The following is a 20,889-nucleotide window of genomic DNA, read 5'->3' on the forward strand; positions in this document are numbered from 1 at the left end:
ACCGATGCGCGCCGCGATGCAGTCGAGTCCGCCATTGACGTTGCACTTACGCCTCCGGCCGCACCCTTGGACCGGCGCCCGTTAGCCGGTCCCCCACCGGCCGCAGCTACCGTGTATGCACGTCCTCACCGTTCCAGCGCTACGGGATTCCCGTAAGACCCGCCCGCAAAATGCCCGGTGAAGGTGCCCTAAACGCTACACGTATACGTGTCCCACTTCCTTGGATGTGGCATAGCAAGGGTGGGATTGGCTGGTCTAACGCGTTTCTATGTTTAGGACGTTGTCGGGTATGGCTGTTGCGATAGCGTTCCAAGCAAGTTCACGCGTGGGTTCGTCCAAGTACCACGCGTAGGTTCCAACTGCCAGATCCATCAAATGTCTTTTCGCGGCTGAGTCGTTCCGTGAGATGAACGCGTTGAGGAACCTCAACTGTTCGGGCCTGATGCGTTGCGTTTCAGCCCACTCGACAAAGTTCTGCTTACGTCGTTCATCCACTGGCCCTCCCGTGGCCACGGCTTCGATGATCCAGAACTCGGCTGGCCGGTGACCCATGTCCACGATCAAGGCGTCAGGAAGCAGGTCCGAGACGTTAATGTTGATACCGACTGCGGACAGACGCCGGTCATCTACGTAGGCTTTTTTGTCTCCGGGTTCACTGATAGTTAACACAGCCGGTTCCTGGAGCCGTTGTTCAGCCCAAACCTCAATCACGCCTTTGAGAATGAGCGATGACTCCCCTGGCGACAACTGCCGTACTTCGCCGCTAGGGAGGACGACGGAAATACTTGACGCCGTGCTCTTTCGTTCGCGGGCTATTACCGCTCGGAGCCGTTGCTCGGGGTCCATTGCTGTGTTGGTCCACGCGTCGATGGCTTCCCTGAGAGCGTCTCCTTGCAGGGCGGGGTTGAAGAGCTCGGCGAAACTCCTGCGCATTATCCAACGTGGGGAGTTTGCGTTGGTCTTAGCCCCGACGCTCTCGCTCATCGCGCCGTACTGTGCGCCGATGATGAAGATGCCTTTCCTCACTGTCTCCCGGCTGTTCGTGGCGTACCACTGCTCTGTTTCAACGCCCCATTCTCGCTGTAGAGCTGTAACTGATGCCTGGCCTATCAAGTGAGCCTGGTACCAGGCTCGTCGTTTCTCTTCGTCCTCGATGGCGATCAGATCTGCGTTCATCCACAAGCTGGAGGTGGGTCGTGCATATGAGAGGCTTTCATCCAGCTCCGCGTCATCGCTAGGCATGACACAGCCTGCCCAAATCAGTCCCGCTACGGTCGCGGCTGAGATCGGGCTGGAAAGCGTGGTCTTAAATCCCGTTGGGAAGATGAGTGCCAGTCTCTCTTGGCACATCTCGCGGGTGACTACTGGCAGAAGGTCGGACAACGTTGGCTCCAAGGGTGTATGCCTCTGCGACGGCGCGTTCAAGTTCCTCGCCGGCAAGGTTCTCCCATGAGGCCAGGACAGAAGCCTCGGGAAGGGGAAGGGAATCGATCTCATATGAGCTGACAGCCACGGATCCGGAAATGCAACGCATCAATCGGTCCATAGTTTGTGTTTGAAGTACCCGGGCCAGCGTGGGTCGGGAAATCAGAGGTTTCGGGACGGTGGGCCGAAGGACGTTTAAGTGGTTCTCGATGACAACCCTGCCCCCGAAGTCGCGCAGGGCTCCAGCGTCCAGATCTGCAGCCACGAGCCGGCGGGTCTGTTCCGGGGCGGTAGTGCGCTGTACCAAGACGGCAGGCTCATCAAGCACCATGACTTCGGGATCGGATGTGCCCGTCAGAGCCAGAAAGCGCATGGAATCGCGCGATTTGTCTCTGTGAACTCGGCCGCCGTCCACGTCCGCGCCCCATAAAACGGGAATTCGATCCCTGGCTTGCCTCGGATACAGATCTGCTTTACGGCGGTTCCACACCAATGGGCCGGTGGAGGCATGCCAGCCCGCACTTTCCAGCGTCGTGGACATCCGCCCGGCCGCGGCTGCAATCGCGGCATCGCGGGCTTCTCGAGGCAGGAGCCAAGGGCCGTCGCCTCGGGGTGTCGGGATCTGAGCAACTTCTTCAACACGCCCATTTGAGCGGGTCACAGTCACTTTGCGTGTGCCCTTATGCCGAAAGGTAACAAGGCACGTTTCCTGGAGGACTCCAGCGAAGACGCCGTTGCGCCCCTCGACAAAGTTCATCAAGTGCATCGGCATGGTTGACGCCAGGTGTCCCCGCAGTTTGTGGAAGTATCTACCCGCAGTGAAGGAAGTGGGAACCAAACAGGCTAAAACCCCACCCTTGCGGGTGTTGTCCGCACCGGAGGCCATGAACATCCCGTAGATGTTGGCGTGTCCATAAAGTACGTGAGCGAAAGCAGTCCTCTGATCTGTGGCAAGCCGCAGTCTCCCGTACGGAGGATTCATGATCGTGACAAGGGCCTTTTCTCGCCCTACGGCTAAGCCATCGCCTGCTTCTGCCAGCACTGGGATTGGCCGGCGTCGCGCCTCAGGGACTTTCGCCAAAGTGTGCAGCGCCTCAGCTCCCAGAAGGACGTTAGTAAGCCAAGCCGACCAGGGATCCATGTCAATGCCCTGGATCAGGGCTGGCAGTCCGCGGATGGTGATAGCTGGGTCGTCCTTGGATGTTGCGCGGAGGTGTTCGCGCAACGGCGCCAAGAGGAGTGCGCCTGCTCCACAGGCTGGATCTCGAACAAGGCCACTTAAGCGACGATCCCGCCCCCGTGTGTAGCCCAAAGTCGCCCTGGTCATTTCCCATAGGCGGTCGCTCAGAACGGCAGGCGTGTAATGCTTTCCTTCTTTGGATCGCTCCGCGCTGGGAAGTGAGCCAACGTACATAGCGCCGAGCATCTCGGGCGTGGTCGTAGCGCCCACACTCGTGCTCTGCTCTACGCCGCTGACGGAAGCTGGCGGTTGGGCTACCAACGCGAAAGAGACATCCGCCCAGCGCCCCGACAGCCCGGCTTGATCGGCCCTAAGCGCCCACCAACTATCTACCGACGCAAGGAGGGCCTGAGTTTCCGACGACAGACTACTGAAAGCATCTGCTCTCAGATCGACTGCTGCGTGGGTGGACACGGATCTCCTGCTTCTCGGTTCTAGGCTTCGGACGCAAGCAGTGAATGGGCTCGCTTCCCTGCATAGACTATCGGCAGCACTAGGATTTCGCTGATTTTGCGGACCTCTTGGTGTGCGCCGATGCCGGGCTTAGAACGAGGCCATTGACTAGGTTCTAAGCATCGCTGGAGGCACCGACACTTTCCGCAGCGTTTGGCCTGCAGCGCCCGCGATGACAGCCAGCAAACCCCACTGCGGTGAATTATTTACATGGCGGCGTTGCTCAGGGTCGAGGGGACTACAGCTGCGGTGGGACCTCTTGTTCTTCTTCGTAATCTGTAATGCGGACCGCGTCGAGACCAGCTTGTCGAGCCCGGTAAATCATGCCGTAATCCGTGGTGACTATTTTTACGTGCTTCGCGTATGGGCGGATAGCGGCAGCCCTGTCAATAATCTCTAGGTCGGCGTCTTGGATGGATGGTTGGGACAAAGACTGTTCAAGAACAGTTAGGTAGATGTTTGAGGACGGTGATTGATTGGCAATAACCTGTTCTTTTAGCAGTTTCCGCTGACCAGGGGCGGTAGCCTGCGCCTCTAGATATTTGAGTGCCAGTGCGGCACGACGCCGGATAGGTAGGCCGCCCTTGGGAGGATTCGCACGGTTGCGCTTATGCCCGTCGAGCTCATCGACAACCTTCATAGGAACGGCAACCACCAGGGGAACACTGGCACGCTCATCCAGCACCTGGTTTAGGTCAACCTGGAGCGGGTCCTGATAGTACTTCAGCCACACGTTGGTATCGAGCACGACAGCTACGGCACTACCTTGTTCCCATTTCCGCTCCTCTGCGGAGATACGCTCTTCGGCAGCCTTCAAACGCTGGATACATTGTCCAAGTTCACCATCTACTAGCCGACCTAGCGTCAGAGTCGACACGCTGGAAGGATCGAGGGACAGCAGCATCGAGTAGAGCTTCGTCGCCACGAGTCGCTCAATCTCATCATTGCTGAGCGCACTAGAGAGCGCGTAGATCTGGTCACCAGCCCATTCCAAGTAGCGATGGTAACGGTCATTTGAGTACCCACCGGCACCCCTGGCGTTCTCGGCTTCATTCACTGCCCGGGAGAGACTGCCAAGCGCCGCCTTAGGAGACGCACCAACGGCCAACTTGATCAAAAGAGAGTCCTTACCTTCGCTATGGTCAATCGGTTCACGCAGCCAGAGTGGTTCTCCCCCGCACGTACGGTTTAAAACACCCTAGCTACCCCGGCGTACGCATCATCAATTGAACGACTAGCGATGACCGACAAGTCATCTTCTCGTAGGCGAGTGACGCGGCCCGAGCCTCCTCCCCCAGCTGGTGGCGGTTTCTTGCGAAGCTCTCCGTATGAGTACCAAGAAGAAGTCCCCTAAGCCGGCCAACCGAACCGGCATCACCGAGAAGGATCCTGGGTACGCGATTTATCGGAGCCTCACGCGCATGGTGAATCAAGCCCCTAAGCCTCAACCGCTATGGCTCGACAATGAGTCCGGACAGGAACAAAGGAGGGCAGCCGCGCCGGCTCTAGCCTGGGGCTGGCTCCAGCGGGCAGTTCGCAACGGCGAGGCAGCGATCAAACTTGAGAAGAGTGGTTACGGGTCAGAAACCGCCCCCCCTTCTTCGATCAGCTCTCGAACACGCGATGCGCCTTATCTGGGCAGACGCAGGCGAAGGAAAGTTCGTGGAGACAGCCATGCTGGCTAAGAAGGCGACGAGTAAGAGACTCCTCGACGCCCAACATGAGGGCTGGCGGTTTGAGGCAGTTATGGCAGACCAGCTACAGCAGTACGCCGACACCGCGACGGACGAGTTCAAGGAGATGGAGACTTTCGTCCATCTGAAGCACGCAATGGACGGCAGCACAGAGGAAATCAAGGATCGGCTCAAGAGCATGTATCTGGCGTGGCTCGTTTACACCCCGGCCAGCCATCCGTCGATCGACTCCGCCGAGCCGTACATAGATAGGAAACTTGGCAGCAACTACATAGCGCTGCTCTCTGTCCCTCTCCCCCGCCCCGCAACGGACTCCGCGGCGGTGGCCAGCTTAGCCCTCATCGGCGCCGCATACGGGTACTCGCGCGTGACCGGACTCGAGACCTACTTCGCGCCGGCCTTGCAAGAAATCTTAGAACAGCATGTCAGGTACTTCACTGACCTCCCTTAGAGGTCGTTCCTCGCTCAGGACGTTCATTCCCTTAGAACCGGTACGCTCCCCTGTGGAATTGATCGCCATGTAGTGACGATTTGCGTGCCCCCGGTGGCCGGCCTCCAAGTAACATTTCCGTCCCGGATGTTGTCCCAAATGCTCTGCCGTGGACAGCAGTCACAAAAACAACTTCCGGGACAGCTAGCTCTGTGGCCTCAAGAGCCCATCCATTAGCGAGACTTGTTTCGTCGAACTTAACCAAAGGGGTTCGATGCCCCGAGCCTGCTGCTGGCGGAGGAGGTACGCCGTGCACAATGTCAGGCCCCCATGCCTATACTCCGGAGATGACTAAAGAGGATGAAACCAAACCCCGAGTGGCAATGCTCGTCACTGATTTGGACAACACATTGTGGGACTGGTTCCATGCTTGGCATGCCTCGTTTGACGCCCTTCTCGAGGGCCTGGTTGCAGCGACGGGCATCGACCGCGCCACGCTGGAAGAAGAAGCTCAAGCGATCCACAGGCGGCGGGGAACAACGGAATACTCATGGTTGGTCGATGAGCTTCCATGCCTACGCAAAGTCGCCGGCAAAGTAGGTCCGAGACAGGCATTCGACGATGCACTTCACCGCCAGAACAGTGCCCGCATCAAGGAGACTGCTCTGTATCCGGGTGTTATCGAAACTCTCACAGCGCTCCGCAGAACAGGGGTACCTGTAGTGGGCTATACGGAATCGCCCAGGTTCTGGACGGAATGGCGGTTGCGGACTCTCAAGCTTGACGGGCTATTGGAGGCCGTTTGGTCTCCCCGAGACCACGACAGTCCAAAGGGTCTAGACCCAGTTAGTCTTCGCCGCTACTCCGCTGAGAATTACGGACTCGCTCAGACAAAGCATGAGAATGTAGGGGAAGGTGCAATAAAGCCAAATCCACACGTATTACGGGAGATCTTGGCTCCTTACGGCGTGCCCTACGCGGAAGTTGCCTACATCGGGGACAGCCTTCACAAGGACATCGCCATGGCTCAGGAAGTGGGAGTCATCGATGTACATGCGCAATACGGCGTATCCCACGAAAAGCCGGCATACGAGCAACTACGCCGCGTTTCACATTGGACGCAGGCTGACATCGAGCGTGAGAAACTTTCTTTGCCCGCAGTTACGCCGATCCCCTCGTTCTCCCTTTCGGAAGGCTTCAATGAACTTCTTGAAATTTTCGACTTCCACTCCGTCGGAGCCATCAGCTAGCCACATTGTCGATGGTTATGTTGACGCATGGAAGAAGACCATCGAGGTTCAGCAGCACTTCAATGACCTGAGTTGGAGAATCAGAGCTCTGTGGTTGACCGCTCTGACGTTCGCATTGGGCGCAACCTTTATCGCTTTCAAAGACGGAAGAAGCGTGGAATTGCTCGGGGTGGGACAGAAGTCGCCCGCGGTCGTGGTACCTATCCTAGGTCTCCTGTTATGGCTAGCCTTCTGGTTTGTTGATCGTCAGTGGTATCACCGGCTCTTGGTTGGAGCGGTAAAGGAAGGACTGAACCTCGAAAAGAAGCTCCGGGATTTAGGTGTGGACGTGGCCCTGACCAAGACAATCGGTGACGAAAGCCCTTGGAACACGTGGCTAGGCAAGATGCACTCGGCGCACAAACTGAACTTCTTCTACGTGCTCGGAGGCTTGCCATTGGTTGTCAGCCTTCTCATCCTTATGCTGCAGCCGTAGTACGAACTAACCGAGGTAAACGTAACGTGCACCTCCATCAGTTACCTCTGGTTCTTAGCGACTGCAAACAGCGACGGAGTGCTCTAGAGTCCTGGAGCCAACTGTCGCCATGGTTGCGAGGAACAGCCCGAAACCAACCGATAGCCCGGCATGAGCTCAAGAAATTACGAGGGGCGTGATTCGCCGAGGTCAGTTTCGTTGTTCGGCATGGTCGTATTGATTGCGTTCCAGGCTAAGTCGCGGGTTGGCTCCCCAGCAGTTTCAGCCCGTCAAACTGACCCACGATCAATGACTACATTGCAGGCAACGCAGCGAGACACTCCTCTGTGCGGCGACTTATCGAAACAAGGGGCCAGGACTCCGAGCACGCCACGCTCAGTGGCAGTGAGTGTTCCTCTCCTTCTGTCGGGGGGCGGCATTTATGGTTATTTCATGACTGATTACATCTATGCCACTACGGGCCAGGCCGTTGGGTTCGTTCGCGGTCGCTATGTTCATGCTTTGAACGGTGCAGCTATAGGACAACTCAACGGAACTCACGTACACCGCCTCACTGGCCAGTACATCGGAGAGCTCTATAAGAGCCAAGTCGTGGACAAACACCTGGGCAATCTTGGAAACATCGGCAATCCAGGAAACCCAGGAAATCCTGGCAACCCGGGGAATCCCGGAAACCGTGGCAACCACGGCTGCCCCTACCCGGATGCCTTTGACAAGCTCCTCTAGCTACCCGCCGGCCCTACTATGGGTGTGCTACGGAACTGAAAGAGGGACGCCGTGAAGTGCTCAGACACGATTTATGGACGCACGAGGGATGAGTGGGAAGAGATTCGCGACGCCGCAGAGCGTTTCCTGATTTCTCTTGCCGAGACCGGTGGCATGACGAACTACAGCAGCTTAAACAGTGCGATTTCAGAGCAGACGGGATATCGCCCATTCGACTATCGGCAGGAGTCCGAGCGTGCAGCCATCGGACGACTGCTCGGGGAAATTTCAATCAAGACCAACGAGCAGCACGGCGTCATGCTCTCGGCTCTTGTCACGCACCAAGGATCAAATGACGAAGGCGCGGGTTTCTACAAGCTGGCGGCGGAACTTGGGAAGATGCCCAACAAGCCAACAAAAGACGAAAAACTCGTGGCATTCGTGCGCCTGACCCAGGAAGTGCACCAACAATACGCTCGCTTACGCTAGCCACGAGCCTCCGGCGCCAAGGGTCGGGGCAGACATTGCTGGATGGGAATCTCCATTCCGATTCCTTCATGCCAGCTTCCTTCAACGGCACCGCCTCAATCCCCCCGGCTTTGCTGTCGCTCCAAACACCGGTCAACACCCCTTTAGGAATTTGACCTAAGACGTCGCCTCGGCTTGGGTCCCCAAACCTCCCTTACCTTTCAGTGGCCACTAGCGCTTTTTGGTGTCGGTACAAAGTCGCCCGGCTCCACCCCACCAGCCCGGCTGCCTCCGCAGCTGTCTTACCCTTGGCCCGGGCATCCCGGACGATGGCAAGCTTGTCGGCTATGACTGCAGGGTCGACAACGGGCCGGCCGAACCTGGTCCCCGATGCCTTAGCAGCGGCGATGCCTGCATTTACTCGTTCTGTGATGAGCTCACGTTCGTACTCAGCCAACGTGGCGAGCATGTTCAGCATCAGCCGGCCACTGGTAGTCGCCGGATCAATACCATCAGAAATTGAACGGAGCTCCACTCCCCTACCCCGCAGCAAATTTACGGTGTTCAGCACATCAATCAGTGACCGGCCCAACCGGTCCACCCGCCACACCACGACAGTGTCCCCCGCCTCGGCATACTCGAGCAGCTTCCTCATTCCAGGCCGTTCGACCGCGGCCCTGCTGCCGGAGGTAACGTCTGAGAATATGTCACGTCGCTGCACACCTGCGGAAATGAGTGAATCCAGCTGCAGCTGCGCGTCTTGGGCCTTGGTGCTGACTCTGGTGTAACCAAGTAATCTCATGCGTCTCATTCTGCCTTGGAAACTCCCTCATTCCGCGCATGTAAGACACTTTTTGATGAGGCGACTTTGCGAGACAAGTGGAACCCTGGATTCAAAGGTGCTTCCCGAGTATTTTCCGGACAGGGGCAGGCGTCTTGGAAACCTTTACCTTTTGTAGACAACGATCTGCGGGCCTACACCGACCTGAAATCCCTCCGAAGGGCGTGAGCCACTTCGCATGCAGAAAGTAACGCCCGGGACACAGATCGCGATGCGGTCCCCCTCTTTTCAAGATACTCAGGTTCAGGCGCCTGACTTCATGTGCAGCCGGACTTCAATTGTCGACATTCGACTCCCGGCCGTGCGGGACCGGCGGTGGCCTACCGGCAATCGAGCATCCTTTGGCCGGCAGTGAACGCTATCGAAGTGATACTAAACAGCTAGCGTTCTCTACTCATAGCTGTCTCGCACCTGCTCAAGTCCAATCCGCAGAGCTCTCAGCGCCATCGGGTGCTTCTTTCGCCCCTCCAGGGTTGCCACCATTGACAGGAGCTCCACAAGATCCAGGTCATTGTCGAATCGGAGCAGCATCGTTTTCGGGCGCTCCTTATCCCGTATATCACTGAGCTCAGGCGTGAAACTTGGTCGAATAGGCGTGATGCGTTGGTCTCTGGCGACCGGAGCTGTCAGAAAAGGTTCAGCTGCGTTGCCAAACGCTTCTATCGCTTCCTCCCGCGCTTTCTCCGAAGCGGAACGTTTTTTGAGCGCCATTAGCCGATCAACTCCTCTACTAAACCGCGGATCTCTCGCGCAGCTTTGGGATTCTTCCATTCCACGACACCTAACCCCTCACCTACTACGTCGCGATAGGCCTTACGCTCGTACAGAACAGTCTGGAGTGGCTCGATGCTTGGGTAATCAGCAAGATACTCTCTTGCGTCAGCGCTCTCTGACTCAAAGGCATTTGTTGATACACGCGTCAGGGCTCCCCGAACACGTAGGGATGGATTGAAGTCGCGTGCTGTTTCGATTAGTCGGTCAACCGTCACCAGTGTGTCTAAGTCAAACTGACTGGACTGAGTCAAAATCAACAGCTGGTGCGCAGCCGTCATGGCCGTACGCATTTCTTTGCTATCTTTACCTGCGACATCGACCAAAACGATGTCGTAACTCGTGTCGAGCTCTCGCAACGTCTCGTGGAGACTGCCCAGCTTTTCGACGACAAAGATGCGAGGTTCGTGACCGGCCTCCTCGCGGTCAACGGCCCAGCGGGCAGTAGACCGCTGGCGGTCTCCGTCCACTACTGCTACACGCATCCCGCGTTTCGCGAGCTCCACGGCCATGTTAGTGACGACTGTGGACTTACCCACCCCGCCCTTTTCGCTTCCAACGACAATGATCATGACTTCCACGCTAGCTGAGAGAAGCTATCAAACCAGTACTGACACGCTAGTGCTTTGATATTACTTCCAAAGTGATATCAAAGCACTAGCAAAACGTAGTAGTTCAGCGCTCCTCCGATGGGCCCCACACCAAGGAAACACGAGGAAGAGCGGTATCAAACCAATACCACCGCGATAGCATTTCGATATCACTTTCGAAGTAGTATCAAACCGCTATCAGATCGGGATCGCGGGACCTCCTCCCGTCGCCCCGAACTGGCCGACCCTGGTATAGAACAGCTAGCACTTTGAAAGTGCTAGCAAAGCACTATCGAAAAGCTAGCTGTTCAGTACTCCTCCGATGGGCCCCACACCAAGGAAACACGAGGAAGAGCGGTATCAAACCAATACCACCGCGATAGCATTTCGATATCACTTTCGAAGTAGTATCAAACCGCTATCAGATCGGGATCGCGGGACCTCCTCCCGTCGCCCCGAACTGGCCGACCCTGGTATAGAACAGCTAGCACTTTGAAAGTGCTATCAAAGCACTATCGAAAAGCTAGTAGTTCAGTACTCCTCCGATGGGCCCCACACCAAGGAAACACGAGGAAGAGCGGTATCAAACCAATACCACCGCGATAGCATTTCCATATCACTTTCGAACTACTGTCAGGTTGGGGCCAGTAGTCGACGTGGCCAGGACCTCGTTCTGCACAAGCAAAGGTAGCGATGGGGGAGAGGGGCATGTACCCGCACCGACCTGATATCACTTCACTATTGAATTAGTATCAAACTGCTACCCGGTGGTGCGCCTTCAGTCCACAACTCCCGTTGAAGGTCCAGAAGCGGGTCCAAGGCCGGCAAGTACCCGGCTACACCGACCGAATAATTGCCCAACCCAAGACAGCCCTAAGAGCTGCTGCAGTAATCTGACGTCAGGATTTCCTGACATCATCTGAGGCAGACTCAAGCCGAAACCACGCCGGAACATAGAGGGGCGCAGACGTATGAACTGGGATATGCAGGATGGAATTCACGAAGGATGGCCAGGCGCCGTTGCTCCAGACGGACGCATCACAGGAGACATCAGAACGGGCAGCCCTTCGGTTCAAGGTATCTCGGGCAGTTTCCCACGACATCCAGTTCACGCTGACCAGGAGGTTATCTCAGATGACCGAGTTGTAGGCTGGCGTTCACTATGTGCCTGCGGCTGGTTCGGTCCCTTCTGGAAACGAGTTCCGACATCCTCGGAAGCTAGCCTTTCAAAGCGCCGTGCTTTTGTACCCCTTCTTGGTGTGGCAGTGCCATCCGTCACTGTTGAGGACACCATGCGCCTTGAGTGGAGAGCCCATGCAATTCCCGCTTCTGCAATTTCCGAACTGCAGGCCGCATTCCGAGTGTTGAAGAACGCAGAGGCACGCGTGAGCAGGGGAGTACAGTCAGCGCGATCTGCGGGCGTCTCATGGGCCCGAATCGGACACGCGCTAGAAGTCAGCAGACAATCAGCTCATGAGCGGTGGAAATCCTAACACCAGGCTCTTGAGAGACGGACCACGGCTAGAGCCATAGCTGTGCAGCGTGCCGAAACACGACGTACCTACTTGATACTGCCCAGTGTTCCTCTCCCTGCACACAAAAAGTCTGCGTGATTGTCGAGGGCAGCCAGCGTTCTTCCACTTCAGAGTCGCAAACGCCGGCTTCATCGACCTGCACCTGCAAGAACCGGTCCAGGCAAGCGTGCCAGGCTCGGCCTTCGCGACGGTTACGGCAGATCTAGCAAAGGTAGTCATCAAGAACTCCTGGACAGTCGGCTAAAAACTAGAGGATGTCACTCGCGACCCTCCATGCGCAGACTTTCCAGCTCCACCCAAGCAATAGAGCACGCGCTGAGGCTACTGCCGGTGTACGAGCAGTACCGGCGGGGTGGGGGAGTGCTTGCCCCTTCGGTGGCGTCATAGGCAACGCCGACTCAGTCACCCGTGGCCGGGAAGTCGTACGGATGACGGGTACCTTACTTCTACGCCAGGTGAGATCGCAGGTCAGCTACTCGTATTCCCGGAAACCTGGACCGAGCGATTCATAGCAGCATTCCAATGTGGCTTATGGCGCTATCTATGGCATGAAACTTGACGACTACGATGCCTTAGGAAGCCCCGTCTTTCTCAGTTGCCAGGATCATCCGGCAGCTGCTTACACCCCTCTAGTGAAGGCCATATCAGCTAGGGTCCACTCATCAGGAGGCCCCTCGAAGGCCTCCCAAGGGTAATCATCTGTGGGGGAGAGGAGCTCCGCTACTGTGTTCACATTCTTTGAAAGCCACTCCCTCCACACTATTCGTTCAATGCGGTATCTCTGGAGTTGGGCAGCTACAGCTTCCACCACACCAAAGCATTCTGCGAGCTCCTGCAGGGAGGTCGTAGCTACGATCACCCAGGACCGGGCGCCATTCCTTGAAATCATGTTCCATGCTGCCAGGACCTCGAGGCTTTCGCCAACGGCGGTTCTGGACAACCTTGTCTGAGCGACCAATTCCGTCGTTGTGAGCCCTGGCGTGCTCTCCAAGGCTTCGTAAACGAACGCCGCCGGCAAACCCAGCTCCCTGAAAACCGGCCTGAGCGAGTGAATCTTTCCCTTTCGCCAGGTTAGATCCTCTGCTGCTGAGCGAAGTCCTTCGGGGATCGTCAGCATGTAGAGATCACCCTTAGTTCCCTGGCCACGTTCTACCAACGTCACCAGCGGGTCATTCTCAGCACGCAAAGCCCGCAAGTGAGCGCCCACAGTTGTGTGATCCAGTCCAGTCGCCACGGCGATTGATCGATCACCAAACTCAACAAATCGAGACGCTGTCATGTGGGCGGCCGCGCCCAACGCTCTTAACACCATCCGACGTGCCAGGCCGCTACGGGAGCTGGCGTATGCAGGCTCTCTCAGGGACAGGGCGTTTCTCCAGGAGCGCAGGTAACGATGCTCGCTACTCGAATCTAGGTTCGAGGGTGTTCCTAGTAGGGGCTGTGTATTTGGCTGGCTTGTGGGGGATTTACGGGCATTGTTACTCCCCGTTCTTGAGCCATGGTTTTTTCGTAGGTAGTCGATCGCGTTGTTCCAGTCCCGCTTCAGGGAGGGGAGCCGGTGATGGGAGGCGTAGCGGGCGTAGAACGATGCGAGTCCGGGCCAGACACCCTGGAGGAACCGTCGTTGAACCTCGACAAGTTTCATTCCAGCGGCGGCCGCTGCGGTCAGGACTGCCTGACGGGCTTCCGAGTCCGAGGCGTACCGGTTCGCGTCGTACAGTCCCGACAGCGCCATCTGCTGCATTGGCCTGGACATCCGTCCGATCGTCTGCGGTGCGTCCGGGTCTCCGTTTTCCCAGGAAAGCGGCTGTTCCAGCCTCAGGGCCCGTACACTGGCGATTTCATCGCTCAAGTCTTGGCGTATTGAGTCCCAGACCCGAACCGTGTTTGGGCGTTTTGCAATGTCGTACGCCATGCTGAGGCTCATGGCGAGTACCTGGTGGCCGCCGCGCTTGTGGGGAGATCCTGGTGTGCGCATGCAACCGTGTAGAAGGTTTTGGTGTGGAGATTTATCCAATGTCCGGTATCGAGTGCCGAGTGCCTCGACAACGTCGCGTGCCTCGGAAAAGGAAACCCTTGTCGCCAGTGGTATGTAAACGTGCCGACCACCATTGGGGGAGTGATCTTCAATCCACCGGGCGCCACAGCTGTGCAGCCACGATTGGAGGGACTTCACGTCCGCTTCCACCCAATCGATACCTGCAATAGAGGAGTCGAAGTCGAGGAAGATGGCCGAGCAGCTACCGTCTTTCCCGAAGATCCGGACTGCCGCAGGAAAAGTGGGTAGCGTCTCAGTCAGAGCGCGTTCGTGCTTTTGGGGATAGGTCTTACCGCCGTCTCGGGACAGGCGAACACGGGGTTGACCTGCGAGAAGAGGCGCTAGCGAGGCCCAAGCTTGCGCAGCATCAGCGGTCGGGGAATGGTCGCGAGACACGCCAGCGGGTATGACTGCTGGCAGCACGCGAGCGTGCTGTTGTACGATGAGAGCAATCCTTTCGAGGAGGTCCTGTCAGAGGGACAACAAAGGGCCGGCCCGCCAAGACCGGTTTTATAGCAAGACAAAGGTGAATCTGAAGAGATCAACCTTCACGACTTACAGTCTGAGCGCCGGGAAGCAATCCAGAATGTAAGTCACTAGCTTCGAAGGCCCGCCTAGTGCGGGCCTTCCTCGTTATGAGGCTAAGCGCCCAAGCGGGAACTCCTCCTGCTGGGGAACTGCGTGCAGCTTGGTATTGGCCAGGCGTTCTTCAACCAAATCTGACAGCCAGTCGCTTACGTACTGGTAGCCCTCTGCCTTTGCAATTTGGTCCATTGCATCCGCTTTAGGTGTTGCGATGCGGAATCCGACGAATTTGCGGTCGCCTTTGGAGCGTCTGCCTGTACGTGTAACTGGAGCCATCATCCCTGTCCTTTGAACTCGGCCGCGGAAGCCGCCGCTACTTCAATAGATTGGTCGAACCAAGTGCCACCTGGCCCTAAGTAGGCGGCTGCTATACAACCGACCTTCTCTGAAACTGAAACTACCATCGCGCGCCTTCCGGCAGTGGCATTGAAACAGAAACACCCTCCGGCGTGTTGAAACAGAAACAGTGTCGAATGGCGGAACCATCTGCATGGAGGTCTGCCATGACGCCACAGCGTCAGCGCGCCCGATTATGGACAACATGCGATATAGGCCCACATTGGGCGTGTCGCCGCGGAGCCCCTCGGACAGAAAAGGGGCTGAGCGTGGCATATCTAACTTCAAGCGTCCGCAAACGCATTGATAGGTCCATCTACGCATCACCCTAACCCGGCTTCAGACAAGTTGCAGACGTTCACATCCCGCTGCATGTGGCGACTTGATTCCCCCAAGAAATCAAGTATGCGACAGCCTACCTACGGGCTTCGCACATGTACAACCCAGTTCTAACTCATGGCCTATACGCTACGAATGTCATCAGGTAAAATCTGATGTCGGCTGTCCGCCTGCTCTGTAGCGGTCGCATCATAAGCAGCTGACCTTGGCTGAAGGAGCTTTGAGATGGCAAATGGGGGTCGTAGCGTGTTTCTTACGCAACAGCAGAAGAAAGAGCGCCTGGCGGATCGCATGGGCATCCTGGTGGATATCTGGGAGTCCGACAACAACGCGGTGCTTACGTACAATCACGTCGAGGAAGCACTCTCTTCCAACGGGATCCATCTGTCGCGGACACGATGGTCCTATTTAGTCAATGGCACGGGCAGCCTGGTGACCGATCAGGAACTGCTGAAGGGCATCGCAGAGTTCGTTTTTGGTGTGCCGGCCAGCTATCTCGTTGATCTCAACAGTGAAACTCCTCCCGAGGTAGAAGCGCGCATGGAGTTCCTTGTACAGATGCGCAAGCTCAAGGTGAAGAACTTCGCCGCGAGGAACCTAGGCGCGACGTCACCGGAAACACTGCGGATGATCACGAGGATTATCGACTCGTCGATGAACGGTGAGGATGAATGACCCTCCCACCTGTACAGGACAAGGTTCGGGAGTTGTGCGGTGACGGCACGACGTCGATGAAGGAAGTCGTCGAACGCCTGACCGTGATCTGCGAGAAACCGATCAATCTGATCGAGTACAACGAGTCCTGGGGTTCCCTGACGGCATTCAAGGCCGAATTCGAAGATCGCATCAACGTGTATTTCCCCCCGCAGAAGTCCCAGCAGTACAAGCTCCACTGCATCTACCACGAGCTCGGACACATCTACCTGGAGAGCCTTCAGGTAGCCCTTGCCCTGCCGGATCTCTCTGGAGAAATGCTGAGGGAAACCGCGGACGCGATTAGCATCACCTGCCGGTCGGTTCCGAATCACCCTGTCGAGCGATGGGTGGAGGACTTCGCGTTCGAGATGTCGAAAAAGACACGTTCACGCAGCTCCTCCGGTCTTGATCCTTTCCTCTGATAAACCATGAAACTGTTGCTCTTTGCGCTGCTGAGCGCCCTATGCCTCCTTCGGATCCCCTCGGTGGTCAAGGTCCCGGAATCCCGCGCCTCGTGGGTGGCATCGATCTTCGGGCTCGCGGCACTCTATGTTCTGGGAACGGTTACACCGTTGGAGGATATTGACCGCTACCTCGGTGGCATCAATGTGACGAACCTGCTCCAGGCCGTCTTCGCGCTCCTGGCAATCTTCTTCTTCAACGACAGTGTGCGGCGTCTGGCGAACGTACCCATAGTCAGATGGACCTACTACGCGCCGTTGCTAAGCATTCCCATCATGGTTGCCAGCTTCACCCTGATTCAGGACAAAGCTCCAACGGCCGCGGACTTCATCGATACCCGCATGGACCAGCTCGCTACCGCCGTGTACAGCGGCATATACATGCTCGCGCTGTTGTTCACCGTCCTCAGAATCATCCACATGCTTCGGCACAAAGCCAAGGGACTGTACGCCACATTCTCAGCGGGCCTGCTGGTGGTTGCGGTCGCCGTTTCGTGCCACATCACATACGTGGTGCTGTTCTACTTCTCGCCCTGGGACGCCCTAGCCCGAGATATCGGTGCCTGGTTTGACCGCCTTTTCTACGTAGGCCTTTCAGTGACCGCCGCGGGATGGCTGATTCTCTTCCTGTCGAAGCAGCTACCCAGATTGCGTCTCTGGATGATCGATGCTCTGTGGCTGACCGCTTTGAGGATGCAGGTCCGTGCCGATCGGTCACGAGTCAGTCCGGCCTGGGATCTCTTCAATGAAACGCTCGAAAACGGCGTCTACAAAAGCCTCATTGTTCTGCACAACTACGAGCGGGTGAACTTGATGGACTTCCCGGACTCTGTTCAAGGCAGGATCAGCCAAATAGAAGCCAAGCTGGACGAGCGGACCTAGCTATTCGGTCATGATCGTCTTGCTGACCCACCTCGTCAGTTCGTTGGTGAAGGTAGACGGCGAGGCGTTCCACTCCTGGGTGTGGTGGGCCTTGGGTAGTGCTATCAAGGTGACGGTGGCCGGATTCGCGCGTTGGAACGCGGCCGAGATCTCCCAAGGGACCTCTTGATCAGCGGTCGAGTGCAAGACCAGGGTAGGGACATCCACCCTGCTGGCTACGTCGACCCAGTCGAGCGCATCGAAATCAATTGGTTCTTCCAGCCCCAGCATTCTCGCGAACACGGGGGTACCCAACAGGCGCATAACAAGGTCTGCACCAACCGCCGGCACCCGGGCCCGCACTGCTCCTGCTGTAATGGCTCTCCGCCAGCTGGTGACGGGACCTACCAGGACGAGCCCGACGATCCTGTCCCGGTGGGCGCTGCGCTCTGCTGTGAGTAGGGCCATGGTCCCACCCATTGACCAGCCGGAGAGGATGATGCGATTGGCTCCGTGGGCAACGGCATAGGCCACGGCGCTTTCCACGTCACGCCATTCTGTTTGCCCCAGGTGACTCGAGTCTGCCTGTGGCGGGCTGACCTCGGCGTCGCTGCGAAATGTGGGAACCAGAGATGTGAATCCTAAGGAGCTGAACGCGTGGACATCTCGAAACATGATCGAGCGGTCCGTCCAGCTGCCATGGATATGGATCACCCACACGTCCGTATCTGCGCCTTCAAATAGCCATGCCGGCGCCGCACCGTACTCTGTGGGGACATCCACCTCTTGATAGAGTCCGCGGACAGCAGCGGGTTCGAAAAACACGTCCGGGGTCCAATCGACGATTGGGCCCAGACCGCCAGACGTAGAGCTTGACTGGTCGAGCAGCCTTTCGACGAATTTTTGTTCCTCGTCGATCAGGGTGACCTCACCGACTCGCGTGTATTTGGCCGTCATGGGGTCGAACACGCCGAAGTCACCTGGGGCTTTGGTGTAGTCGTCCAAGTCAAGGCGGACGCGACGTCCGCCGTCCACCATCTCTGCCCGGCGGTAGTCCTTTGGGCCTCGCTTGACGATTTTCCGAGCCATGACGACGGCGAACCCGGATAGCCCTGCAGCCGGCACAAGGAACGCCAAGCAGCTCAGGATGCTCCGTTTCGTCAGCATTGGGTCTTCGTCCTCCAAGGCGGATCAAGGGGAAATGGGACCCAGACATCGTAACGTCCTTACTGCCTGGCGACGGCGTAGGTCATGCTCACTACAGGCGTTGCACATGTTCACTACAGGCATGTAACGTGCTTAGTGAAGCAAGAAGGTATTGCTATTTGACAAAGCTTGTTATGACTGCGGCGTTCATCTACCGCGGAGGTAGTTGACATAGGCAGGAAGCATCTCGAACTCCACGGCATCAATATTGGCCTCGTATTTCACGCGCTTGCCATGCCGTTGACCTGCGGGAAAGTCCGCCGTGACGGCACCGGAAGCTTCGAGGGCTTCCAGGTGGTGTTGAAGACTGGGTCGGGTCAGCTTCCTGTTGTCGTCCAGGACAATCCCCTTGAGGATTTCGCCGGTGGTGCAGGGGCCGTTCTGATGCAGGTAACGCAGTATGGCCGCGTGGGCTCGATTTCCGAGAACTTCGATGGCTGCCTCAACCTCCTGCGGATGATTGGGCTGGATGAGGCGCGGCATGCGTCTATCTTGCCCGATTATTCGGATAGCTCTGAGCCGCAGATTCAAGTGTATCGCTAAATGATCAACTTTGAGCTACAGTCAAATTGTAGGCCTTATTCGAAAGAAGGAGGCGCAACGTCCTTCGGAAGGGGGATCCTGCCGAAGGACGAGATGCGTCTCATGCTGACGATGTGACAAGCATTTTGGTTGGAGCGAGAGAAGAATGGCACGCCAGCGTGGACTTGATTGTCAGTAGCTGGCAGTAGACAAGAAGCGATGCCCATGGGGGAGGGACAGGTTTTGAAGAACATGCTGCCGTTCGGTACACAGCGGCCGTTGAACGCGTCACTGCCTAACTGCCGCAGGTACGTTCGGTGGTGAAGCGATGACCGCCCGCAAAGTCATTACCGGCGCATCGATCGTTGCGCTGCTAACCGTTGGCCTTGTCACTGTCGTCCTGGATGACAGTGATCCGGCGCAGGCGGCATCATCGTGTGCTGCACCTGCGGGCGTGGCCGCTGGTCCTGCCCCTGCGGGGGGAGTGGCTGGCTTTGATGCTGAGCAGATGAAGAACGCCCAGGCGATCATGAACGCGGCCAAGTCCCTCAAGCTCCCGGTCGCGGCGCAGCTGATCGGGATCCAAACCGCAATCGGTGAATCCACACTCCGCGTCGTTGACTACGGGGACGGGGCAGGCCCGGATTCCCGTGGGTTGTTCCAGCAGCGTGCCAATGGCGCGTGGGGTTCTTATGCGGACCGGATGGACCCCACCATTTCGGCGACGAACTTCTTCAAAGCCCTCCAGCGAGTGGAGGGATGGGAAACCCTCGAACCTACCATCGCCATTCACAGGGCACAGCGGAACGCGGACCCGAACCACTACACGAAGTTCCGGGCACAGGCGACTGAAGTCTTCAAAGCCTTGGGTGGGGAATCCGGCGCAACGGTGGACCCGTCCGGCGTGTGCCCGGCTGAAGGCAACCAGGTTGTCGGGGATTTGGCCGGTAAGTGGGTCAAGCCCATGGAAGGGGCGATCAACAGCAGTGGCTACGGTCCCCGTGCGGCACCGCCCGGCACCGCCGGGGGCGTGCTGGCCAACTTCCACTACGGCATTGACTTCGTTCACCCCGGAGGGCCGGGAACGATAGTGGCCCTGACGGACATGAAGATCGTCAAGGTCCGCAACCTCGATGGCTTGTTCGGCACCGGGGTGACCGGTCAAACAGTGGATGGGAAGCTCACGATCGGCATGTACCACATGGAAGCCGGGTCGGTGAAGGTCAAAGAAGGTGACACCGTGGCCGCCGGAACACCGCTGGGCACCGAGGGCGCGACGGGCAACGTCACCGGCCGCCACCTCCACATGGAGTTCTTCGCCGGCGCCTTGCCCAACCCCATGGTTCCGATCAATCCCACCATCGACCCGACTCCGATCATGAAAGAGAAAGGCATTCTCTGATGCGCAAGCACCTCGCACTCACCGCCGCACTGGCCGCCGCGCTCTCGCTTAGTGCCTGCGCCGGAAACGCCGGCACCGAACCGGCAGCCGATTCGACCCCCACGGTGAACGCAGGACAGGCAGGCCAGGAGAGCCATCATGCCGACGACGGCCACGACCACGGCGCCGATGAGCACTATGGGGTCCCGGAGGTGACGTGGGACGCCGGCGCGGAGAAGTCGGTCAAGGACACTGCAGCCAAGGTCATGGGCCTGTTCGCCCGTCCCGATGTTCCGGAGACAACCTGGTTCGCTGAGCTGGCCCCTCATCTCGCACCGGAGTACGCCGAGGATGCGAAGTACATCGACCCGGCCCGGGTGCCCATCCGCAAAGTCACGGATGGACCTGCGATCAGCAGGGACGCCGACAATCCGCTGACGGTCACGGCAACGTTCTCCACCGATGCGGGCCGCTGGACGATGCTCCTGCACCGTTCCGGACAGCAGCAGCCCTGGCTGGTAACAGCCATCTCCCCGCACGACCCGACCTCATGAATCAACCCACCGAACCTGAAACGAGCGAGAGGA

The 20,889-nt window shown here is 57.7% G+C and carries 20 protein-coding genes and 1 pseudogene; 11 read left to right on the top strand and 10 right to left on the bottom strand.

Annotation, left to right across the window (positions count from 1 at the left end; genetic code table 11):
- Nucleotides 1-255: 255 nt before the first annotated feature.
- Nucleotides 256-1,242 (bottom strand): BsuBI/PstI family type II restriction endonuclease, encoded by a 987-nt coding sequence (locus tag J3D46_RS23645; protein WP_253469452.1) that lies wholly within the window; start codon nucleotides 1,240-1,242, stop codon nucleotides 256-258.
- Between the two features lie 382 nt (nucleotides 1,243-1,624).
- On the opposite strand from J3D46_RS23645, the gene J3D46_RS23650 reads away from it, so the two are divergent.
- The gene (locus J3D46_RS23650) at nucleotides 1,625-1,855 is read left to right on the top strand and encodes a hypothetical protein (RefSeq protein WP_253469455.1); all 231 of its coding nucleotides are present in this window, start codon (nucleotides 1,625-1,627) and stop codon (nucleotides 1,853-1,855) included.
- Nucleotides 1,856-2,185: 330 nt separating this feature from the next.
- On the opposite strand, the pseudogene J3D46_RS25180 reads toward J3D46_RS23650, so the two are convergent.
- Both J3D46_RS25180 and J3D46_RS23655 read right to left on the bottom strand, forming a co-directional pair.
- A pseudogene (locus J3D46_RS25180) lies at nucleotides 2,186-2,851 on the bottom strand (Eco57I restriction-modification methylase domain-containing protein); the annotation flags it as partial.
- A gap of 505 nt (nucleotides 2,852-3,356) precedes the next feature.
- Nucleotides 3,357-4,235: a PIN domain-containing protein gene (locus J3D46_RS23655; protein ID WP_253469457.1), complete on the bottom strand. Its 879-nt coding sequence runs from the start codon at nucleotides 4,233-4,235 to the stop codon at nucleotides 3,357-3,359.
- 545 nt (nucleotides 4,236-4,780) lie between these two features.
- Here J3D46_RS23655 and J3D46_RS23660 point away from each other — a divergent pair.
- The 5 genes from J3D46_RS23660 to J3D46_RS23680 all read left to right on the top strand — a co-directional run bounded on the left by J3D46_RS23660 (nucleotide 4,781) and on the right by J3D46_RS23680 (nucleotide 8,161).
- Nucleotides 4,781-5,263: a hypothetical protein gene (locus J3D46_RS23660; protein WP_253469460.1), complete on the top strand. Its 483-nt coding sequence runs from the start codon at nucleotides 4,781-4,783 to the stop codon at nucleotides 5,261-5,263.
- Nucleotides 5,264-5,589: 326 nt separating this feature from the next.
- Complete coding sequence (locus J3D46_RS23665; protein WP_253469462.1) at nucleotides 5,590-6,492, top strand: HAD family hydrolase; 903 nt, start codon at nucleotides 5,590-5,592, stop codon at nucleotides 6,490-6,492.
- A complete protein-coding gene (locus J3D46_RS23670) occupies nucleotides 6,443-6,967 on the top strand; it encodes a hypothetical protein (protein ID WP_253469465.1) in 525 nt (174 codons plus the stop codon). Before J3D46_RS23665 ends, J3D46_RS23670 begins: the two co-directional genes overlap by 50 nt.
- 432 nt (nucleotides 6,968-7,399) lie before the next feature.
- Nucleotides 7,400-7,693 (top strand): 4-fold beta flower protein, encoded by a 294-nt coding sequence (locus tag J3D46_RS23675; protein WP_253469468.1) that lies wholly within the window; start codon nucleotides 7,400-7,402, stop codon nucleotides 7,691-7,693.
- Between the two features lie 51 nt (nucleotides 7,694-7,744).
- On the top strand, nucleotides 7,745-8,161 hold the full coding sequence (locus tag J3D46_RS23680; RefSeq protein ID WP_253469471.1) for a hypothetical protein: 417 nt from the start codon (nucleotides 7,745-7,747) through the stop codon (nucleotides 8,159-8,161).
- 193 nt (nucleotides 8,162-8,354) lie between these two features.
- Here J3D46_RS23680 and J3D46_RS23685 read toward each other — a convergent pair whose 3' ends face one another.
- From J3D46_RS23685 to J3D46_RS23705, 5 genes are all read right to left on the bottom strand, one after another.
- The gene (locus J3D46_RS23685; RefSeq protein ID WP_253469474.1) at nucleotides 8,355-8,942 is read right to left on the bottom strand and encodes a recombinase family protein; all 588 of its coding nucleotides are present in this window, start codon (nucleotides 8,940-8,942) and stop codon (nucleotides 8,355-8,357) included.
- Between the two features lie 429 nt (nucleotides 8,943-9,371).
- The gene (locus tag J3D46_RS23690; protein WP_253469477.1) at nucleotides 9,372-9,692 is read right to left on the bottom strand and encodes a hypothetical protein; all 321 of its coding nucleotides are present in this window, start codon (nucleotides 9,690-9,692) and stop codon (nucleotides 9,372-9,374) included.
- Nucleotides 9,692-10,324 carry an AAA family ATPase gene (locus J3D46_RS23695; protein ID WP_159736797.1) on the bottom strand — a complete coding sequence of 211 codons (633 nt, stop codon included), beginning with the start codon at nucleotides 10,322-10,324 and terminating at the stop codon, nucleotides 9,692-9,694. The genes J3D46_RS23690 and J3D46_RS23695 overlap by 1 nt, the downstream gene beginning before the upstream one ends.
- A 2,172-nt stretch (nucleotides 10,325-12,496) precedes the next feature.
- A complete protein-coding gene (locus J3D46_RS23700; RefSeq protein ID WP_374110852.1) occupies nucleotides 12,497-14,338 on the bottom strand; it encodes a MarR family transcriptional regulator in 1,842 nt (613 codons plus the stop codon).
- A gap of 210 nt (nucleotides 14,339-14,548) precedes the next feature.
- A complete protein-coding gene (locus J3D46_RS23705) occupies nucleotides 14,549-14,779 on the bottom strand; it encodes a hypothetical protein (RefSeq protein ID WP_243753352.1) in 231 nt (76 codons plus the stop codon).
- 621 nt (nucleotides 14,780-15,400) lie between these two features.
- On the opposite strand from J3D46_RS23705, the gene J3D46_RS23710 reads away from it, so the two are divergent.
- The 3 genes from J3D46_RS23710 to J3D46_RS23720 are packed head-to-tail and all read left to right on the top strand — an operon-like array spanning nucleotide 15,401 to nucleotide 17,214.
- Complete coding sequence (locus J3D46_RS23710; RefSeq protein ID WP_253469480.1) at nucleotides 15,401-15,850, top strand: hypothetical protein; 450 nt, start codon at nucleotides 15,401-15,403, stop codon at nucleotides 15,848-15,850.
- The gene (locus tag J3D46_RS23715; protein WP_253469483.1) at nucleotides 15,847-16,293 is read left to right on the top strand and encodes a hypothetical protein; all 447 of its coding nucleotides are present in this window, start codon (nucleotides 15,847-15,849) and stop codon (nucleotides 16,291-16,293) included. The genes J3D46_RS23710 and J3D46_RS23715 overlap by 4 nt, the downstream gene beginning before the upstream one ends.
- A gap of 6 nt (nucleotides 16,294-16,299) precedes the next feature.
- Nucleotides 16,300-17,214: a hypothetical protein gene (locus J3D46_RS23720; RefSeq protein WP_253469486.1), complete on the top strand. Its 915-nt coding sequence runs from the start codon at nucleotides 16,300-16,302 to the stop codon at nucleotides 17,212-17,214.
- Here J3D46_RS23720 and J3D46_RS23725 read toward each other — a convergent pair whose 3' ends face one another.
- Together J3D46_RS23725 and J3D46_RS23730 are read right to left on the bottom strand one after the other, a co-directional pair.
- Complete coding sequence (locus J3D46_RS23725) at nucleotides 17,215-18,360, bottom strand: S9 family peptidase (RefSeq protein WP_253469489.1); 1,146 nt, start codon at nucleotides 18,358-18,360, stop codon at nucleotides 17,215-17,217. It lies immediately after the preceding gene.
- A gap of 186 nt (nucleotides 18,361-18,546) precedes the next feature.
- Nucleotides 18,547-18,882 carry a helix-turn-helix domain-containing protein gene (locus tag J3D46_RS23730; RefSeq protein WP_144651045.1) on the bottom strand — a complete coding sequence of 112 codons (336 nt, stop codon included), beginning with the start codon at nucleotides 18,880-18,882 and terminating at the stop codon, nucleotides 18,547-18,549.
- A gap of 367 nt (nucleotides 18,883-19,249) precedes the next feature.
- Between J3D46_RS23730 and J3D46_RS23735 the strand changes: the two genes are divergently transcribed.
- Both J3D46_RS23735 and J3D46_RS23740 read left to right on the top strand, forming a co-directional pair.
- Entirely contained in the window at nucleotides 19,250-20,323 is a 1,074-nt protein-coding gene (locus J3D46_RS23735) for a M23 family metallopeptidase (RefSeq protein ID WP_253469492.1), read from the top strand.
- The gene (locus tag J3D46_RS23740) at nucleotides 20,323-20,856 is read left to right on the top strand and encodes a hypothetical protein (protein WP_253469495.1); all 534 of its coding nucleotides are present in this window, start codon (nucleotides 20,323-20,325) and stop codon (nucleotides 20,854-20,856) included. The genes J3D46_RS23735 and J3D46_RS23740 overlap by 1 nt, the downstream gene beginning before the upstream one ends.
- The last annotated feature ends 33 nt before the right edge of the window (nucleotides 20,857-20,889 follow it).

Origin of the sequence: Paenarthrobacter sp. A20 (genome assembly GCF_024168825.1) — a bacterium.
Lineage (GTDB): Bacteria > Actinomycetota > Actinomycetes > Actinomycetales > Micrococcaceae > Arthrobacter.

Bases quoted from the DNA above. Each gene is read 5' to 3' on its own strand.
- J3D46_RS23645 (WP_253469452.1), bottom strand. From the start codon at position 1,242: ATGCCTAGCGATGACGCGGAGCTGGATGAAAGCCTCTCATATGCACGA.
- J3D46_RS23710 (WP_253469480.1), top strand. From the start codon at position 15,401: ATGGCAAATGGGGGTCGTAGCGTGTTTCTTACGCAACAGCAGAAGAAA.
- J3D46_RS23705 (WP_243753352.1), bottom strand. From the start codon at position 14,779: ATGATGGCTCCAGTTACACGTACAGGCAGACGCTCCAAAGGCGACCGC.
- J3D46_RS23740 (WP_253469495.1), top strand. From the start codon at position 20,323: ATGCGCAAGCACCTCGCACTCACCGCCGCACTGGCCGCCGCGCTCTCG.
- J3D46_RS23695 (WP_159736797.1), bottom strand. From the start codon at position 10,324: ATGATCATTGTCGTTGGAAGCGAAAAGGGCGGGGTGGGTAAGTCCACA.
- J3D46_RS23715 (WP_253469483.1), top strand. From the start codon at position 15,847: ATGACCCTCCCACCTGTACAGGACAAGGTTCGGGAGTTGTGCGGTGAC.
- J3D46_RS23730 (WP_144651045.1), bottom strand. From the start codon at position 18,882: ATGCCGCGCCTCATCCAGCCCAATCATCCGCAGGAGGTTGAGGCAGCC.
- J3D46_RS23665 (WP_253469462.1), top strand. From the start codon at position 5,590: ATGACTAAAGAGGATGAAACCAAACCCCGAGTGGCAATGCTCGTCACT.
- J3D46_RS23735 (WP_253469492.1), top strand. From the start codon at position 19,250: ATGACCGCCCGCAAAGTCATTACCGGCGCATCGATCGTTGCGCTGCTA.
- J3D46_RS23685 (WP_253469474.1), bottom strand. From the start codon at position 8,942: ATGAGATTACTTGGTTACACCAGAGTCAGCACCAAGGCCCAAGACGCG.
- J3D46_RS23720 (WP_253469486.1), top strand. From the start codon at position 16,300: ATGAAACTGTTGCTCTTTGCGCTGCTGAGCGCCCTATGCCTCCTTCGG.
- J3D46_RS23690 (WP_253469477.1), bottom strand. From the start codon at position 9,692: ATGGCGCTCAAAAAACGTTCCGCTTCGGAGAAAGCGCGGGAGGAAGCG.
- J3D46_RS23675 (WP_253469468.1), top strand. From the start codon at position 7,400: ATGACTGATTACATCTATGCCACTACGGGCCAGGCCGTTGGGTTCGTT.
- J3D46_RS23725 (WP_253469489.1), bottom strand. From the start codon at position 18,360: ATGCTGACGAAACGGAGCATCCTGAGCTGCTTGGCGTTCCTTGTGCCG.
- J3D46_RS23670 (WP_253469465.1), top strand. From the start codon at position 6,443: ATGAACTTCTTGAAATTTTCGACTTCCACTCCGTCGGAGCCATCAGCT.